The organism is Nocardia sp. NBC_01499 (genome assembly GCF_045040275.1).
Taxonomy (GTDB): domain Bacteria; phylum Actinomycetota; class Actinomycetes; order Mycobacteriales; family Mycobacteriaceae; genus Nocardia.
Genome location: NZ_CP109426.1, coordinates 1,984,172 through 2,001,025 on the forward strand (window position 1 = coordinate 1,984,172; position 16,854 = coordinate 2,001,025).

The 16,854-nt window shown below is 68.3% G+C and carries 13 protein-coding genes; 6 read left to right on the forward strand and 7 right to left on the reverse strand.

What is annotated here, in order from left to right; all coding sequences use genetic code 11:
* Positions 1 to 25 precede the first annotated feature (25 nt).
* Positions 26 to 3,409 (reverse strand): exodeoxyribonuclease V subunit gamma, encoded by a 3,384-nt coding sequence (gene recC / locus OG203_RS09010; protein ID WP_405165220.1) that lies wholly within the window; start codon positions 3,407 to 3,409, stop codon positions 26 to 28.
* A 679-nt stretch (positions 3,410 to 4,088) separates the two neighbouring features.
* Here recC and OG203_RS09015 point away from each other — a divergent pair.
* On the forward strand, positions 4,089 to 4,934 hold the full coding sequence (locus OG203_RS09015) for a tat pathway signal sequence (RefSeq protein ID WP_405165221.1): 846 nt from the start codon (positions 4,089 to 4,091) through the stop codon (positions 4,932 to 4,934).
* Positions 4,935 to 4,956: 22 nt separating this feature from the next.
* Here OG203_RS09015 and OG203_RS09020 read toward each other — a convergent pair whose 3' ends face one another.
* On the reverse strand, positions 4,957 to 6,468 hold the full coding sequence (locus OG203_RS09020; protein WP_405165222.1) for a cytochrome P450: 1,512 nt from the start codon (positions 6,466 to 6,468) through the stop codon (positions 4,957 to 4,959).
* A gap of 197 nt (positions 6,469 to 6,665) precedes the next feature.
* On the opposite strand from OG203_RS09020, the gene OG203_RS09025 reads away from it, so the two are divergent.
* Both OG203_RS09025 and OG203_RS09030 read left to right on the forward strand, forming a co-directional pair.
* Positions 6,666 to 8,102: an NAD(P)/FAD-dependent oxidoreductase gene (locus tag OG203_RS09025; RefSeq protein WP_405165223.1), complete on the forward strand. Its 1,437-nt coding sequence runs from the start codon at positions 6,666 to 6,668 to the stop codon at positions 8,100 to 8,102.
* A gap of 389 nt (positions 8,103 to 8,491) precedes the next feature.
* Entirely contained in the window at positions 8,492 to 9,211 is a 720-nt protein-coding gene (locus OG203_RS09030) for a hypothetical protein (protein WP_405165224.1), read from the forward strand.
* A gap of 417 nt (positions 9,212 to 9,628) precedes the next feature.
* Here the strand turns inward: OG203_RS09030 and OG203_RS09035 are convergent, their stop codons facing one another.
* The 5 genes from OG203_RS09035 to OG203_RS09055 all read right to left on the reverse strand — a co-directional run bounded on the left by OG203_RS09035 (position 9,629) and on the right by OG203_RS09055 (position 14,283).
* A complete protein-coding gene (locus tag OG203_RS09035; RefSeq protein ID WP_405165225.1) occupies positions 9,629 to 10,282 on the reverse strand; it encodes an urease accessory protein UreD in 654 nt (217 codons plus the stop codon).
* The gene (ureG, locus tag OG203_RS09040) at positions 10,272 to 10,988 is read right to left on the reverse strand and encodes an urease accessory protein UreG (protein ID WP_405165226.1); all 717 of its coding nucleotides are present in this window, start codon (positions 10,986 to 10,988) and stop codon (positions 10,272 to 10,274) included. The genes OG203_RS09035 and ureG overlap by 11 nt, the downstream gene beginning before the upstream one ends.
* Positions 10,989 to 11,014: 26 nt before the next feature.
* Entirely contained in the window at positions 11,015 to 11,647 is a 633-nt protein-coding gene (locus OG203_RS09045; RefSeq protein ID WP_405167805.1) for an urease accessory protein UreF, read from the reverse strand.
* 160 nt (positions 11,648 to 11,807) lie between these two features.
* Complete coding sequence (locus OG203_RS09050) at positions 11,808 to 12,698, reverse strand: SDR family NAD(P)-dependent oxidoreductase (protein ID WP_405165227.1); 891 nt, start codon at positions 12,696 to 12,698, stop codon at positions 11,808 to 11,810.
* A 79-nt stretch (positions 12,699 to 12,777) separates the two neighbouring features.
* Positions 12,778 to 14,283: an MFS transporter gene (locus OG203_RS09055; protein ID WP_405165228.1), complete on the reverse strand. Its 1,506-nt coding sequence runs from the start codon at positions 14,281 to 14,283 to the stop codon at positions 12,778 to 12,780.
* A 91-nt stretch (positions 14,284 to 14,374) separates the two neighbouring features.
* On the opposite strand from OG203_RS09055, the gene OG203_RS09060 reads away from it, so the two are divergent.
* From OG203_RS09060 to OG203_RS09070, 3 genes are read left to right on the forward strand one after another with little or no spacing between them, the layout of a single operon-like run.
* Positions 14,375 to 15,055, forward strand: a complete 681-nt coding sequence (locus OG203_RS09060) for a TetR/AcrR family transcriptional regulator (RefSeq protein ID WP_405165229.1) — start codon at positions 14,375 to 14,377, stop codon at positions 15,053 to 15,055.
* Positions 15,056 to 15,107: 52 nt separating this feature from the next.
* A complete protein-coding gene (locus OG203_RS09065) occupies positions 15,108 to 16,103 on the forward strand; it encodes a zinc-binding dehydrogenase (protein ID WP_405165230.1) in 996 nt (331 codons plus the stop codon).
* 54 nt (positions 16,104 to 16,157) lie between these two features.
* A complete protein-coding gene (locus OG203_RS09070) occupies positions 16,158 to 16,730 on the forward strand; it encodes an exonuclease domain-containing protein (RefSeq protein WP_405165231.1) in 573 nt (190 codons plus the stop codon).
* Positions 16,731 to 16,854: the final 124 nt, after the last annotated feature.

The window sequence follows — 16,854 nt, forward strand, 5'->3', positions numbered from 1 at the left end:
ATGCGCGACGTGGTGTTGCCAATACTCACGGTTGCCCCTGGCTTTCCGCGCTGAGCAGCGGCACCCACATACGCCGGGCCAGCGCGCCGAACCGGGTGGTCTCCCCCGGTTCGCCGGGCGGCGCGGGAATCTCCATCAGGTGTTCGAGGCGGGGTGCCGGGCCCCAGACGTAGCGCAGGTGGCGGTCGGTGTGGTCGCCGAAGGGGCCGGGTCCGTTCGGGCCGCCGTTGAATTCGCGTTCGGCGGCGACGATGGCCTCGTCGGTGTTGGCGCCGCGGAAGCGGCGTTCGGCGTAGGCGGCGGTCGCACCGGGGGTGATCGGGAGCGGCTCGGTCAGTCCGGCATCGCGCAGGGCGACGAGTTCGCGCAGGATGGTCCTGGCCGCAGGCATATCCGGGACGGTGATCTCGGAACGCCATGCGGGACGGCCGAATTGGCCACGGCCGGTGGTGACGGCGCGCCAGGAGCGATCCTCGGTGACGGCGAGGGCGAGCAGCGAAACCCACGCGGCGATCCGGTGTTTCGGCGCGAGCCGGGAGAAGGTGGTGCGGACCAAGGTCTCGCCGCGCACCTCGGGCACGGTGCCGGTGAGCCTGCGCCCGTTGCCGAGGTCCACCGCGATGTCGACGGCACGCGGGGCGCCCTCGTAATCGCCCTGCGAGGCGCGGACCAGTTTGTCCACGGTGTGCTCGACCTCGTCGAGTACTGCGGCGCCGAAACCGAAGGGCGGCAACGAGCCACGCCGCCACTCGGCCGCACGAAGTCCGGCCGCGTCGGCGCCGGTCAGGCGGGCGGCGAGCAGGCGTTCGCCAAGTTCCCATTTCGCCAAGCCGTCGAGTTCGATGGGCAGCCGGTCGGCGATGTCCTCTTCGTGTTCGGGGACGCGCAGGCCGAGCCGCTGCCACAGGAAGGCGCGGATCGGGTGCTCGACGAACGAAATCAGGTCGGCCAGTGCGACATCCGCGAGTTCCGGTGTCGGCAACGGCTCGGGCAGGAACGCGGGGCGCGGCACCGGAGGCTGTCCCGCGGACTCGGCACCGGCGAGCGCGACGGTGTCGAAGCTGAACGGACCCTCGGCGCGGAAGTTGCGACGGTCGAAGGCCTGCAACGGATGTCGGGTCACCACCGCGTCCATGCCTGCCGCGCCGACATGTGCGCGCAGCACGTCGAGCACCTCGGCCACCGGAATGGCGGGCGGGCGATGGGCGCCGGTGACCGGGTCGGCGCCGGTGTGGAACACGAGCAGCTTGTCCGTTGCCGACAGGATCGCGTCGAGCAGTAGCTGCCGGTCCTCGCTGCGCGGATCTCGTTCGCCGAGTAGCGGATTACGGGCGAGCACGTCGTCGCCGTCCACGCCGCTGGCGCGCGGGAACACGTCGTCGTCGAGGCCGAGCAGCACCACGACGCGATGCGGCACCGAGCGCATCGGCACCATGGTGCACACGGTCAGCTCGCCGGTGCGGAAGTTGGCGCGGGTGGGCCGGGCCGCGAGCCGGGAGTGCAGCAGCACCCCGACATCGGCGAGCCGCAGCGCCACATCGCCCGCGTGGTCGGTGGCGGCGGCCAGTTCCTGACGCGCCTCGGTGCGCACCCAGGCCTGCGAATCCGGCACGTCCGTCAGCAGATCCAGCGCACGGCCGAGCACCGCCGCCCAATCGGACGCGGGGCGCGGGCCGCGCAGATCGCGCAGGCAGACGGCGAGCCGGTCGATGAATTCGGCGAAGCGGCCCGCCAGATCGACGTCGTTGCTGTCCACGTCGTCGAGCGGTAGCGCGAGATCGAGCCAGTCCTCGGAGGTTTCGCCGGCGGTGACGCCGAGCAGGATTCGATCGACCGCGGCGTTCAACGTGTTCTGCGCGAAATCGGCAAGCCCGAACGCCTGTCGCTGTCGCTGCCCGATCCCCCACCGCGCGCCGGACTCGGCGGCCCACTCGCGCAACCGCTCGATATCGTCGTCGTCGAATCCGCAACGCCGCCGGACGGTTTCGGCCGCCGCCAGATCGAGCACCTGCGTCACGGTGACCCGGCCGTCGGCCAGCTCGAGCAACACGCTGATCACCGCGAGCAGCGGATTGGTGATGCCACGGCCCCGGTCGGCGAGCCGGACCCGAAGGCGATGCGCCGGATGTCCCGAATCCGTCACCACCTCAACCGATCCGGGCACCCGCTGCCCGAACGCCGCACGCACCAGCGGCGCGTACGCCTCCACCTCGGGACACATGACCAGCACGTCCCTTGGCTCCAAGGTCTCGTCCGCGGCGAACAGTCCGAGCAGGCTTTCCCGCAACACCTCTACCTGTCGCGCTGGTCCGTGACAGGCGTGCACCTGCACGGTGCCGTCGCCCGCGCGCTCGGCGACCGGCGGCCATCGATCGTCGCGGATCCCCGCCTGCAACGCGCCGAGCAGCGTCGTGTGGGACGTATCACTATCGGGCGCAAGATCATCCGAGGTCGGATAGTAGGTGTCGGCGGTCTCGGCCAACCGCTGCTGTAGCTCCCGGACGTCGCGGGCGAGACCGGCAAGCAGCGGGTGACGCACGACACTCCCGCTGAGATCGGCGGCGCGCGAACCGGCCGCCGGACTCCCGGCCAGCTCGGTCCACATCACCGGGCTGGGGTGCGGAAGCCACAGATGGATCTCGCGTGTCGCCGCCAACGCCGACAACACGGCGAGTTGATCGGCGGACATCCTGGTCGCGCCGAACAACGAAATCCGCGCCGGAAATGGAACAAGTTCAGGCTCGTCGCGCAGCCGCGCGCAGGCGGCATCGAGACGCTCGGCCGGACTCGGCGCGCCGACCTCGGCACGCAGCCGCCGCCACAGTTCGGGCTGCCACAGCAGGTCGTCGGGCACCGGGTTGCCCGCGCCGTCGGTGTCCGAGCCGGCGGCCCATTCGAGGATGAGCCCGGGGCGCTGCGCCGCGTAACTGTCGAACAGCGACGCCAGGTGCGCCGCGGTGGCGTAGCGGCGGCCGATCCGATGATCGCGTCCGGCCGGGTCCCGCGCGCCGAGATGCCGGGCGAGCACCGCGCACCACGGCTCACCGAGCGAGGCGTCGATCACCCGCAGCAGGGTCCAGACCACGCGTTCGCCAGACCATGGATCGTCCTCCGGGCGAACGCCGCTCGCCGCGGCCAATGCGGTCGCGACCAGCCCGGACGGCGAGGGGAACTGGATATTAGCCGCGACCCCGTCGGTCGAGGCGGCGTCGAACGACGCGGAAAACGCCACCGCGCCGGACACTCCGAGCACCGACGACAACCGCTGCGTCAACCACCGCTCGACACCCTTCGCCGGCACCGCGACCACCTCGGCCGCGAACGGGTCGGGCAGCGGCGTGGCCAGCAGTCCGGCCAGTCCGTCGGCCAGGACGTCGGCCCGCTCGGCACGGTGGATGTGCAGCGGCATCTGCGCCCTCTCGGTCGGTGGAGTAATCGGACGGCGCTCGATCGGCGAACCGCGCGGTGCACGACGCCATGGTTGCTGGGGTTTGGCGAGACGCCTCGGGCTTCGTGCACGTTTATACGCGTCGCCGCGCCGACGCGACTCCGCCACCCCGAAGCAGGTCCGAACGGACTCTTCCGCGTTACCTGTGTGACAGGAGTGAAATGAACCACACAAGAACACATTCCTACGCCGTGTCCGCTCGGATCCGCGCGCCCGATGTGCAACAGTGCTGAACCGGGGAGGACGAGAGAGCTGCACCGAAAGGCTGGTTCGCGTTCATGATTGCGATGGTGATTCCCCTGGTTCCACGAGGCGGGTTCACAGTCCGCCGCGTAGGAGATCGTTGGGAGCTCGTCAACTCGCGAGGCTACGGCCGCACCGTCGTCCTACACTCTTGGCCGCGCGATCAGCACACCGAGGCGTTCGAGCACTGCTATCGCCTCAATGGGCGCACAGTAGAGGAATTACAGGCCGCGTTCCGCTGAACGGCGCGGTGGTGGCCGAAACCCGCTGGGCCGCAAGCACGCAACACGCCCTAGCACACGCCGGTCCCGAGCTCAAGACGTGCGTCGAGCTCGCCGATGTGCGATCGTGGTCCCTCGTGCGTCAACCCTCGCCCGCCACCCGCTCCGTTCCCCGCGTGGCCGCATCCGCCTGTGTCCTCGCCGCTGCGGCGATCCTCATCCCCAGCGCGCCAACTCTGCTGCCAAGCGCGGCGGCCGTGCCGCTAGCGCATACCAATGCGTGCATGGCCGGTTTCGACTGCGATATGAGCAGTCGGATCGCGGCGGTCGACAAGTACCTGTCCGGCCGTCCCGGCGTCACCGGTTACGTTGTGCGCGACCGGGTCTCCGGTGGCGTGTACGCGAATGCCAACGCGGAGAGCGCGGTCTGGACCGCGTCGACGATCAAGCTGGCGATCGCCGAGGATCTGCTGAACCGGGCCAGGGTCGGCGCGATCAACCTGACGCCGGAAGATCGCGCGACGATGGAGTCGATGCTCGCCACGTCCAACGACGGCGCGGCGGATCTGCTGTGGACCAAGTACTCGGGCCTTGACCGGATGGCGTTCAACAACGCCTTCCGCGCCAACGGCATGAACACCCTGGTCCCGCAGCCGACCACCACCGCGCTGTTCCCGGACTGGTCGTTCCAGAAGTGCACCCCCGCCGACCTGGATCGGTTGATGGACAACATCCTCAACAACATGCACCCCGACGACCGCGCCTACCTGCTCGACCGCATGCGCTCGGTGGACAGCAACCAGCACTGGGGCGTGTGGGGCGCTGGCCAGGCGATGCGGCCGGGCCTGAAGAACGGCTGGTCCGACGAACAGGGCGGCTGGGTGGTCAATTCGGTCGGATTCGCCGGCCCCGGCGAGCGATACACCCTGGCCATCATGACCGCGCTCGGCAACGCGGGCGGCTACACCGACGGTGCCGACACCGACACCAAGGTGGCCGAGATGCTGTTCGCGGGTCGCTGAGCCCCGCACGCACACAACGGGTTCAAGCGGAGCGCCGACGCAGCACCATCGGCGCTCCGTCCCTCGGGAACGGAATCGTGGTGAACCCCCACGGCATTCGGTAGGACTGCGGAATCTGCCACGCGTACGCACGCACCAGCGCGGCAATGACCGTCTTCACCTCGAACGTGCCGAAATGCATGCCGATGCACTTGTGCGCGCCGGCACCGAACGGCAGCCAGGCCAGGCGATGCGACTTGTCCTCGCGCCGTTTCTCGTTGAACCGTTCAGGATCGAAAAGCTCAGGGCGCGTCCATAGTTCGGGCAGCAGGTGGTTGACCTGGTAGGCGAGGTCGATCGGGGTGCCCGCCGGAATGTAGTGGCCTGCGATCTCGGTGTCGCGCACCGCGCGACGCGATAACGAGGGCACCGGCGGCATCAGCCGCAGGCTCTCCTTGACCACCAGATCCAGGTCGCGCAGGCCCTCCAGATCGGCGATAGTCGGTGCGGCGCCGCCGATTTCGGCGTCGAGCGCGAGCACCTCGGCACGCACCCGCTCCTGCCAGTCCTGGTGCTTGCCAAGGTAGTAGGCGACGGCGGTGGCAGTGGTCGTGGTGGTGTCGTGCGCGGCCATGATCAGAAAGATCATGTGGTTCACCACATCCGCGTCGCCGAACACGCCGCCGTCCTCGCTGCGCGCGTGGCACAGGCCGGAGAAGAAGTCCGGTGATTCGGTGCGCCGCTTCTCCGGCAACATCCCGGTGAAGTACTCCTCCAACACCTTTCGGCCGCGCAGGCCAGCGCGCCAGTTGCCGCCGGGCACCGAGTGCCGGATGATCGCGAGGCCCGCGTGCGTGCAATCGATGAACGCGTCGATGAGCTCGTGCCGTTGCGCGCCGACATCGACGCCCATGAACGTCTCGCCCGCGATATCGAGGGTCAGTTCCTTGATGGTCGGATACAGCCGCACCGTCCGTTCGCCGTTGCCGCCCTGCGGAATCCAGCGTTCGATGCTCGCGCGCACCACCGGGGTGAGCGCGGCGAGGTGGGCTTCCAGGCGTTCCCTGGTGAAGGCCTGCTGCATGATCCTGCGGTGGAACTTGTGCTCGTCGAATTCCAGCAGCAGCAGTCCGCGCCGGAAGAACGGGCCGATGAAGTAGTCCCAGCCCTGCCCGAAGTCGCGGCGGCGTCGGCCGAGTACCTCGTCGAGGGCCTCGGGTCCGGCGACGAGCACCCGGTCGACACCGAGTGAGGTGCTGAACGAGACCGGCCCGTATTTCCGATAGCGACCCACCGCCTCGGCCGGTCCCCAGCGCATGTACTGGAGCACTCGACCCAGGTACGGGAGTCCGGCGCCGCCGTGGACCGCGGTGGTTTCGCTGCCCTTCGGCGGTTTCGCGAGGACGTGGTGCCGTTCGGGGAGCATGGCCAAGGCTCGGTCGAGCAGATGGTCGTGCGGAATGTCGATCAGGGCGGAGTTCTCGGTATCCGGTAAGTCCTCGGATTTCCCGCGCGCGCTTGGCTTTCGGCCGACTGCACGGTCCCCGGTGACCATCGCGAACCTCCCTGAGCGAGGGCATTTATCCTATTCCCTTTTGCCCGTTCCTTCGGTCGGTTCAGCGGGAAGACGCGGGGCGACATGCCCGGAACAGGGATGTCGTCGCGACGGTCGAGATGGACCCGACTACGGTTAGGACCTGACAACAACCGTTCGCGGGGGACAAACCCCAGGTCTGTCGAGGAGTCAGGACGATGAGCACTCAGTCTGTCGAGAACCGTCGTCACCGGGTGGTGGTGATCGGCTCCGGCTTCGGCGGCTTGTTCGGCACCAAGCACCTCAAGCGCGCGGACGTCGACATCACGTTGATCTCCAAGACCACGTCGCACCTGTTTCAGCCGCTGCTCTACCAGGTCGCCACCGGCATTCTCTCGGTCGGCGAGATCGCGCCGGCGACCCGGTTGGTGCTGCGCAAGCAGAAGAACGCGCAGGTGCTGCTCGGCGATGTCACCGACATCGACCTCGAAGCCAAGACGGTCACCTCGCGCCTGCTCAACTCGGACACGGTCACCCCGTTCGACAGCCTGATCGTGGCCACCGGCGCGCAGCAGTCGTACTTCGGCAACAACCAGTTCGCCACCTATGCCCCCGGCATGAAGACCATCGACGACGCGCTCGAACTACGTGGCCGCATTCTCGGCTCGTTCGAGGGTGCGGAGCTGGCCACCAGCCAGGAGGTGCGGAACCGGCTGCTCACCTTCGTCGTGGTCGGCGCCGGGCCCACCGGCGTCGAATTGGCCGGGCAGATCGCCGAACTCGCCGATCGCACGCTCGAAGGCACGTTCCACAACATCGATCCGCGCGACGCCCGCGTCGTGCTGCTCGAGGGTGCGGGCGCGGTGCTCGGGCCGATGGGCCCGAAGCTCGGCCTCAAGGCCAAGAAGCGGCTGGAGAAGATGGGCGTCGAGATCCAGCTCAACGCCATGGTCACCGATATCGACGCGCTCGGCGTCACGGTCAAGGACGCCGACGGCACCATTCGCCGCATCGAGTCGTCCTGCAAGGTGTGGTCGGCCGGTGTGCAGGCCAGCCCGCTCGGCAAGATGCTCGCCGAACGCTCCGACGGCACCGAGGTGGACCGCGCCGGACGCGTCATCGTCGAGCCGGACCTGACCATCAAGGGACACCCGAACGTCTTCGTCGTCGGCGACCTGATGTCCGTGCCGGACGTGCCCGGCCAGGCGCAGGGCGCGATCCAGGGCGCAACCTACGCGGCCAAGGCCATCAAGGCGGGCCTGAATGGTCAAGCGCCGCAAGACCGTAAGCCGTTCAAGTACTTCAACAAGGGCAGCATGGCGACCGTGTCGCGGTTCAACGCCGTGTGCCAGGTCGGCAAGCTGGAATTCAGCGGGTTCATCGCCTGGCTGGCCTGGCTGGCGCTGCACCTGTACTACCTGATCGGGTACCGCAGCCGGATCATCACCGTCATCCAGTGGTTCGTCACCTTCCTCGGCCGCAGTCGCGGGCAGATGGCCGCCACCGAGCAGTGGGTGTTCGCCAGGCTCGCGCTCGAGCAGGTCAACTCCGACGAGGAGGAGGCCGACGAGCTCGCCGCCGCGCTCGGTGCGCCACCCGCGAACGGCAAGCTGGCCGAGAAGGCCAAGGCGGCCGTCGAAGGCCGGGTGGGCTGAGACCTACGCCGAGTGGGCTGCGGCCTACTTTCGACTGATTCGACCGAAGGCGACCTTCGAGCTGTCCGACAGCCGAAGGTCGCCTTCGTCGTCAGTGCTGTTCCGGACTCGCCCGGCGGGGAGTGAAGCGACTGCGGGGTTCGCTTCGGTCGATGTGTGCCCGGATGTCTGAAATGCCGCTCGCCGGGCGTATTCGCAACCCACACGCAGCTATTCAGCAGCTATGCCATGGCCGCCACATCGGCCGGAAATCAACCCATCCAGGCGCCGAGCAGATCCGAATGTGGGACGTCGAAAGTGACATCTCTTCTGACCTGACGAAAGGCGATCTACCTATGGGCACAGGCAAGCACAGAGCCCCCAACCCCCAGCGGCAAAAGGTGGGCTCGATGGTCGCGGCAGGTGCGGTACCGCTGGTCCTCGCACTGGTCGGCACCGGCACCGCCAATGCCGAGCCTGCACAACCCAACGCGGCGGCACAGCCGGACAAGCCAGCGCAGTGGCCAGCGGCCGACCCGCCGAACGCGATGCCGTATGAGGGCCTGCAGATCCCGGACAACACCAAGAGCTCGCTGCAGTGGTCGCGGCCGCTGCCGGAGAAGAAGTACCTGGCACCGGTCGGCGTGCTGCACGCGCCGGGCCCGGTGGCCCCGGTGCCGCCGATCGCGCCGCCAGCCGGCAAGTTCCGCTTCGGCGACGTTCAGGTCGACGCGCCGGACTGGATCAACCCCGAACAGGCCATCCAGATCAACGACAACTCGGCCATCGCCGAGGCCAACCTGGCCACCTTCCTCGACTCGATCGGGATGGAACGCAGCAGGTCCGACCGGATCGCCGGGCAGACCGTCGGCACGGCCGCCATGGGCGCGCTGGCCGGTGCGGCGTCGGGTGCCCCGTTCGCGGCGACCTCCGCGCTCGTCGGCGGCGTTGTCGGCCTCGCGGTCGGGCTGCCGTTCGTGCCGGTCGGTGTCGTCGCTGGCCCGATGCTCGGTGCGACCTTCGGCGCGGCCGTGATCACCGTCCCCGCGGCGGCGATCGGCGCGGCGGCCGGTGCGGCCGTCGGCGCGGTCAACGCGTTCAACGCGCCCTCGCGCGTCGTTGCCGAATGACCGATTCTTGCGGCTAGTTCACGAAGACCGAAAAGGGTGGGAGCCCGACGACACTGTCGAGTTCCCACCCTTTCTCTTTTCTCCCGTTCTGGGCGGGCTACACCCTGGGGTGACGCCCACCACCCACGCGCGTTTCTGATTCGGCGAGTCGCGTTCGGCGAGTCTTCGTCGGGTCAAGATCAGCGCAACATAGCAGCAATTACCGGACGGATCGGAGCAACCGCGCGGCTCACCGGGACGGCGAGCAGTGCGCGCGTTCGGGTCAGTCCGCGCCGATCAACGGACCGCGACCAGTGCGCTCGTTCGGGTCAGTCCGCGCCGATCAACGGACCGCGACCAGTGCGCTCGTTCGGGGTCAGTCCGCGCCGATCAACGGGACCGCGACCAGTGCGCTCGTTCGGGGTCAGTCCGCGCCGGTCAACGGACCGCGAGGAGTGCGCTCGTTCGGGTGAGCAGGGTTCCGCCCGCCGCCAACGGAAGGCGCGCCTCGGTGAGGCCCGCGGTTTCTACCGGTCGGTCGTCCGGATAGCGGAGTTCGCTCTCCAGCGCTCGTGGCGCGGCGAGTGGGTCGTCGGCAGGCGTGTCGGAGCCCAACTCCAAACGATGTCGCAGCAGCGGGATCTCGCCGAGATCGGCGATCATGTCGCCGCGCCAACCGCCGTTGTCCTCGCCGGAACGTCCGATCTGGACCCGCTCGCGCAGGCGCAGCCGAGCGTCCGGCGCCAGCAGGACCGTGGTGATCGTGTGGTGCTGCGCGCCGCCCGCGACGATCGTCGGCTCCGGATCGAAGTCGAGGTCTCCCCCGCTGTCCACCTGAAAATGCCAGTGCGCCAACGACGCTGGCGTCGCCGCGCTGGGCAACGCGATGGTGGCCGCGACCGAGCGCACGGCAAGCCGCGCGCCCGGCCCGACGACGATCGTGATGTCGAGTTCGTCGCCGCCGAGTGGAGTCGCCGCGGTGCCGATCAGGTGCACGGTGTACGGGCCGGTGCGGCGGGCCGACAGCCCGCCGCTCGCGTGGATCTCGGGTAACGCCGCGACGCTCGCGACAATCCGAACCTCAGTGCGCAACAGCGGATTCGGTGCCGGTCCGATCCTGCTCGGCCATGGCGTGCAGCTGCTCGCGCACCCAGGCCAGGACCGGGGTGGCCGCCGGGTCGTCGGTGAGCGAGATCAGCGCGGTCGGACGGCCTTCGCGCACCTTCGCCGCGTCGCGCTCCATCACGCCGAGATCCGCGCCGACGAGCGGGGCGAGGTCGGTCTTGTTGACGACGAGCAGATCCGAAAACGTCACGCCGGGACCACCTTTGCGCGGCACCTTGTCGCCGCCCGCGACGTCGACCACGAAGATCTGCACGTCGATCAGGCCGGAGGAGAACGTCGCGGTGAGGTTGTCGCCGCCGGATTCGACCAGGATCAGGTCAAGCGGCGGGTTCGCGGCGACGAGGTCGTCGATGGCGTCCAGGTTGGCGGTGATGTCGTCGCGAATGGCGGTGTGCGGGCAGCCGCCGGTCTGCACCGCGGTGATCCGCTCGTCGGGCAGCACCGCGTGCCTGCGCAGAAAGTCGGCGTCCTCGGTGGTGTAGATGTCGTTGGTCAGCACAGCGAGCGAAAGTTCTTCGCGCAGTTGCCTGCACAGCGCGGCCACCAGCGCGGTCTTGCCGGAGCCGACCGGCCCGCCGATGCCGATGCGCAACGCCTCACCGGGCGTGCGTTCGCGTTTCGGCCGATCGTGGGTGTGGTCGTGCGGTTCACCGTCGATCAGATGCGGTGGCATGGTGGCGATCTCCTTCTTCCGGGGACTCAGCTGGCGAACAGGGGCATGTCACGGAGCAGGTGGCGTTGGGCGAGAACGTCCTGCAGTGGGTCGGAGAGGCAGGCGAGACCGTCGGCCGCCTCGGCTGCGGTGCGATCGCACAGGTCGGCGAGGCGGACGGTGCAGCCCGCGATGGCGGCGGGGTCGAGTGCGAGCAGGCGTTGGGCCGCGGTGGCCGCACCGGTCAGGGTCGTGTAGACGACCACGCCCGCGATCTCCGTCGGGGTGACCAGGCAGGCTGCGCCGACCATGCCGAAGACCGTCGACAGATGCGGACGAGGGCCGAGCACGGACCAATCTTCTTGCGGCCATAGCTGTTTGGCCAGTCGCAGCAGGCCGCGCCCCTGTGCGCGTGACGCCGTTCGCGCGGCAGGCGCCGGTGTCCGCGCGTCCGCTTCGGCCTCGGCCCGGTGCGGTTCGAGCGCCCCCGCACACACCGCGGCGGCCAGCGAAGCCGCGACCAACCCGGAGGTCCGGATCCGGCGACGCAGATACAACTCGACCGTCGCGACATCGCGCACCAACCCGGACGCGATCGCCTCCTCGACACCACCGGAATGCACATGCCCACCGATCGGCAACCGCGAATCCGCCAACGCCAACAGCGTCGCCAGACTCACCGACCCGATTTCACCCACCGACGGATCCTATGCCTGGCGTGTTGCATCGGCGTGTCCTGGTGGTTGTTCGCCCCTCGCCTCATCTTTCCGGAAATCGAGTCGAGTCATATGACTGCTGTTGAAGATCAACTAGCGACCATATGACTCGACTCAATGGGACCTAAGTCCGGCGTGAGCTACCGGGCAGGCGAGGTAGGCGTTCGAAGAAGCGTTGGACCTGGTTGCGGGTGAGGTTGGTCCAGGCCTGGACGGGGGCGGACCACCACGGCGCGATTTCGCGGGGTTTGGCGGTGACCGCGTGGCAGACGAGGTCGGAGGCTTCGTCGACGGTGAGGCCGGGGACGCGGCTGAAGTCGGTGGGTGCGCTCATTCTGGTGTGCACCAGTGGCATGTAGATGGAGGTGGTGGTGACGCCGTCGCCGGAGACTTCCGCGGCGACGCTGCGTAGCCACACGTCGAAGGCCGACTTGGACGCGCCGTAGGCCGCCCACTGTGGTGCGGGCGGCATCAGCACGCCCCAGGTGGAGATGTTGACGATGTGACCCTGTTTGCGTTCGCGCATGTCCGGCAGCAGGGTGAGCAGCAGACGCACCGGGCCGAGGTAGTTGATGTCGATGGTACGGGTGAAATCGTGGAAACGGTCGTAGGACTTGCTGATCGAGCGGCGAATCGACTTGCCCGCGTTGTTGATCACCACGTCGAGGTGGCCGTGCTCTTCCAGGAGTTGACGGCCGAGCTGCTCGACGGCGTCCATATCGGTGAGATCGGTGGGATAGACGTGCGCGGTGCCGCCGTCGGCCTTGATCTCGGCGGCGACCTGGTGCAGGTCGTCGGCGGAACGGGCGACGAGCAGCACGATCGCGCCCGCCGCGCCGAGCTTGCGCGCGCTGGCCTTGCCTATCCCGTGCGACGCGCCGGTGACCAGCACGACCTTGCCGTCGACGGCCTCGCGCAGCGTCTTCTCGCGCGGGCGTGCGGTCGGATACAGCAGTCGGCTCGCCACGCGCTCGGCGAGCGGCCGCCCATTGCTCTGCGCCGGAGTTTCGTTCACGCTCCCGACTCTATTAGCACCGCGCCAATTTGGCTCCCGATCGTCGGCCGTGATCAACCGCCACTGGTTTCGCGGGGCGCTACTCGTGACCGGCGGCCGCGTTCGCCCGAACGTGCGGCGGCGAGGCGAAGCGCGCGATCATCGCCATCGCGATGAGCACCGTCGCGCCGACCGCGGTCGCGATATGCATGCCGGAGACAAAGGATTCGCGCGCGGACTCGATCAGCGCGGTGTTGCCGCCCGCGTCCTGAATGGTCTCGCCGAGAGTGGCGGAGTAGTCGCCGCCGGACCGGAAGATCAGTGCCGCAAGCGATCCGAGCAACGCCAGGCCCAGCGCATTGCCGAGCTCGAAGCTGGTCTCCGAGATGCCGACGGCCGAGCCAGCGCGTTCCGCGGGCACCGAGGACACCGCGACATCCGACACTAGGGTGAACGCGAGGCCGTAACCGATTCCGGCGATGGTCGATCCGACGAGGTACCACCAGAGACCACCGTGCACGCCGACGCCGAGCAGCATGAGATTGCCTGCGGCAGAAGCGGTCAGCGCGAACACGAAGGTGTTGCGTGCGCCGAACCGGTGCCCGACCCTGGCGCCACTCATCGAGAAGATGAACACCGCGATCGCCATCGGAATGCCGAACATCGCCGCGGCGAGCGGGTCGCGTCCGGTGACCGACTGGAGATAGATGCTGGTGAGGTAGCTCATCGCCGCCAGCGACATCATGCCGACCAGGCTGGACCCGATGGCCACCGAGAACCCGGCGCGGGAGAACAGGTGCAGGTCGAGCAGCGGGTCGTCGAGGGTGCGCTGCCTGCGCACGAACACGGTCAGGAGCACAACGCCGATCAACGAGATGATGATCGCCTGCGCGTCGATCCCTTCGGCCGCAGCGTGTTTGATCCCGTACACCAACGGCAGGATGCCGCCGATGGACAGCGCGACGCTCGGCAGATCCAGCGGTCCGCGCACCCCGGCGCGGTGCTCGGGCAGCACGAACGGCCCGAACGCGAGCAGGATCAGCAGCACCGGGATGTTGATCAGAAAGACCGAGCCCCACCAGAAGTTGTGCAGCAGCATGCCGCCGATGATCGGGCCGACGGCCGAGCCGCCGGCGAAGAACGCGGTCCACACGCCGATGGCGGCGGCCCGTTCGCGCGCGTCGGGGAACAGGGTGGAGATGAGGGCGAGGCTGGACGGCAGCAGGGTCGCGCCGCCGACACCCATCAGCGCCCGCGCGATGATGAGCACCGCGGCGCTCGGCGCGAAGGCGGCAAGGATGGAGGCGATGCCGAAGATGGTGGCGCCGACGAGCAGGATGTTGCGCCGCCCGATCCGGTCACCGAGGTTGCCCATGGTGATCAGCAGGCCCGCGAGCAGGAAGCCGTAGATGTCGAGGATCCACAGCTGCTGGGCGGCCGACGGGTCCATGTCGACGGTGAGGGTCGGCATCGCCAGGAACAGCACCGAGATGTCCATCGACACCAGCAGCACCGGGAGCAGCAATACCGCGAGGCCGAGCCACGCACGGCGCGAGCCGCCAGCGGGCGCCGCCTGGGCCGAGCGCACCGCCTCAACGTCTGTCATCCTGGGTTTTCCTCTCCATCTCGCGTACGCCGTACGCACAACTGGAGTACAGTGTACGCAACCTCCCCCGGAAGTGAAAGTGAGTCATGGGATGTCTGAGCTCAAGCTCAACCGAGCCGCCATCATCGACACCGCGATAACGCTTGCCGACGAAGAGGGCCTCGACGCGTTGTCCATGCGGCGGATCGCCGACAAGATGGGCGTCGGCGCCATGTCGCTCTATCGGCACGTCGCGAACAAGGACGAACTGCTCGCGGAGATGACCGACGAGGTGGCGCGGCGCAATCCCTACCCGTCGGCCGAGGGACAGCAGTGGACCTGGCGTGATCGGGTCCGCATCGCCGCCGAGATCGATTGGGCGCTCTACCAGCAACATCCGTGGGTCCTGCTCACCTTCGCGACACCGCGCTACAGCTTCGGACCGATGAGTCTGGCCTGCCTGGCGTGGATGGTCGAGGGATTTTCCGAGCTGAATGTCTCCACGCGCGAGGCAACGACGATGGCGTTCACCGTGTGGAATCACATCTCCGGCGCGACCCTGCCGCACATCAGCGCCGCGCTGATGGCGCGCAAGGGGATGAACCCGGAGGGCGACAACGGGCTGCGCACGATGTTGAAAGGAAGATCACAGTTCCCGGTGCCGAGCGCGCTCGCCGATCTGGAGGGCAGCGGGATCAATGACCTGTCGCAGGAGGATCTGCTCTACGCCGGGCTGGCCGCGCTCTGCGACGGCTTCGAGGCGCAGGCACGGCAGCGGGCCGACTTGACCTGAACCTAGCTTCATGTTGCACGGTGGTTGGCGACCATCACGAACAGGAGCCACCGTGCACGCGATTCGCCTTCATGCCTTCGGCCCGGCCGACAATCTGCGCTACGAGACCCTTCCCGATCCGACTCCGGGGGCGGGTCAGGTGCGAATCTCCGTGGCGGCGGCCGGTGTTCACCTTGTCGATACCGCGTTGCGCAAGGGGCTGCCCGGGCCCTATCCGATTCCTGAACTGCCTACTGTGCCGGGGCGTGAGGTCGCGGGGACGATCGACGCGGTGGGTGCCGAGGTCGATCCCGGGTGGGCCGGTAAGCAAGTGGTTGCGCATCTCGGCATGGCGCCCGGCGGTTATGCCGAGCTCGCGGTGACGGAAGTTGCTCGGCTGCACGAGATTCCGTCCGGCCTCTCACCGGCCGAGGCCGTGGCGATGATCGGTACCGGCCGAACCACCATGGGCATTCTGCAGTTCACCGAGCTCGGCCCCGACAGCGTCGCGATCGTGACGGCCGCGGCGGGTGGAATCGGCACGCTCCTTGTGCAATACGCGAAGAACGCTGGCGCGACGGTGATCGGCCTGGCGGGTGGCGCCGCGAAAGTCGAACTGGTGCAGCGCAATGGGGCCGACCTGGCCGTCGACTATCTAGGTTCGGACTGGCCGGCAAAGGTCCGAGGTTTCCTCGCGGACCGTCGTGCGACCGTGCTGTTCGACTCGGTCGGCGGCGACATTGCTCGCGCCGCCATCGATCTGCTCGGCAAGGGCGGGCAGCACCTGGTCTTCGGTGCGTCCGGCCAGAGCCCGAAAGATGCTGCAGCCCTGACTCTTCCAGACACAGAACTGGCCGCGCGCGGTATCACCTCCGAATTCGTCCTCGGGCCGCCGATGCTGCAGCGTGCGGGTGGCGACGTTCGCGTCCTCGAAGATCGCGCCATGGCCGAAGCGGGCGCCGGACGATTACGCCCCGCGGTACACACGTTCCCGCTCGCCGACGCCGCCACCGCACACCACGCGTTGGAGACCCGCGCGACCACCGGCAAGGTCGTGCTGATTCCCTAGCGGCACCGAAAACCGATTGAGTAGCCTCGTCGTTCCTCCGTACGCTCGACGTTTATGGGAGGAAATACGGAGCTGCTCAACGTCATCGATGTCGAGGCGACCTGCTGGGACGGTACGACGCCGCCCGGCGCGGTGAGCGAGATCATCGAGATCGGTTTGACCGTAGTGGATTTGGCGGCGGTCGAACGGCGTGGCAAGCATCGCATCCTGGTCCGCCCCGCCCGTTCCACGGTGAGCGAATTCTGCACCGAACTGACCGGGCTCACCCAGGACGAAGTCGATACGGGTGTCGACTTCGCCGCCGCGTGCCGGTTGCTGGCAACCGAGCACGAGGCGGGGCAACGGCCGTGGGCCAGCTGGGGCGACTACGACCGCAAGCAGTTCCTCAGCCAATGTGCCGCCACGAACGCCGCCTACCCGTTCAGCCATCGGCACACCAACGCCAAGCTGCTCTTCAGCGAGGCTTATGCCCTCGAGCGGCGCCAAGGGATGGCAGGAGCGCTGCACATCGCCGGGCTTCCGCTCGAGGGACGGCACCATAGCGGTACGGACGACGCGTGGAACATCGCGGCCCTGGTGCTCGATATCGCGGGACGCAGCGCGTGGCGGGTGACGAATACGGAGTGATCCATCCGAACTCCGCTGGCGCGCTGCGCGATTGATCGCGGACGACGTCGACCGGCCCGCCGTCCGCGAGCTCACGTTCCCAGACTCGGACCGCCATCCGCGAACTCGCGTTCCCTGACTCGGA

What these genes read in the sequence shown, in the direction of transcription:
- recC (WP_405165220.1), bottom strand. Translation starts at nt 3,409, where the DNA reads ATGCCGCTGCACATCCACCGTGCCGAGCGGGCCGACGTCCTGGCCGAC.
- OG203_RS09025 (WP_405165223.1), top strand. Translation starts at nt 6,666, where the DNA reads ATGAGCACTCAGTCTGTCGAGAACCGTCGTCACCGGGTGGTGGTGATC.
- OG203_RS09060 (WP_405165229.1), top strand. Translation starts at nt 14,375, where the DNA reads ATGTCTGAGCTCAAGCTCAACCGAGCCGCCATCATCGACACCGCGATA.
- ureG (WP_405165226.1), bottom strand. Translation starts at nt 10,988, where the DNA reads ATGCCACCGCATCTGATCGACGGTGAACCGCACGACCACACCCACGAT.
- OG203_RS09020 (WP_405165222.1), bottom strand. Translation starts at nt 6,468, where the DNA reads ATGGTCACCGGGGACCGTGCAGTCGGCCGAAAGCCAAGCGCGCGCGGG.
- OG203_RS09055 (WP_405165228.1), bottom strand. Translation starts at nt 14,283, where the DNA reads ATGACAGACGTTGAGGCGGTGCGCTCGGCCCAGGCGGCGCCCGCTGGC.
- OG203_RS09030 (WP_405165224.1), top strand. Translation starts at nt 8,492, where the DNA reads ATGGTCGCGGCAGGTGCGGTACCGCTGGTCCTCGCACTGGTCGGCACC.
- OG203_RS09070 (WP_405165231.1), top strand. Translation starts at nt 16,158, where the DNA reads ATGGGAGGAAATACGGAGCTGCTCAACGTCATCGATGTCGAGGCGACC.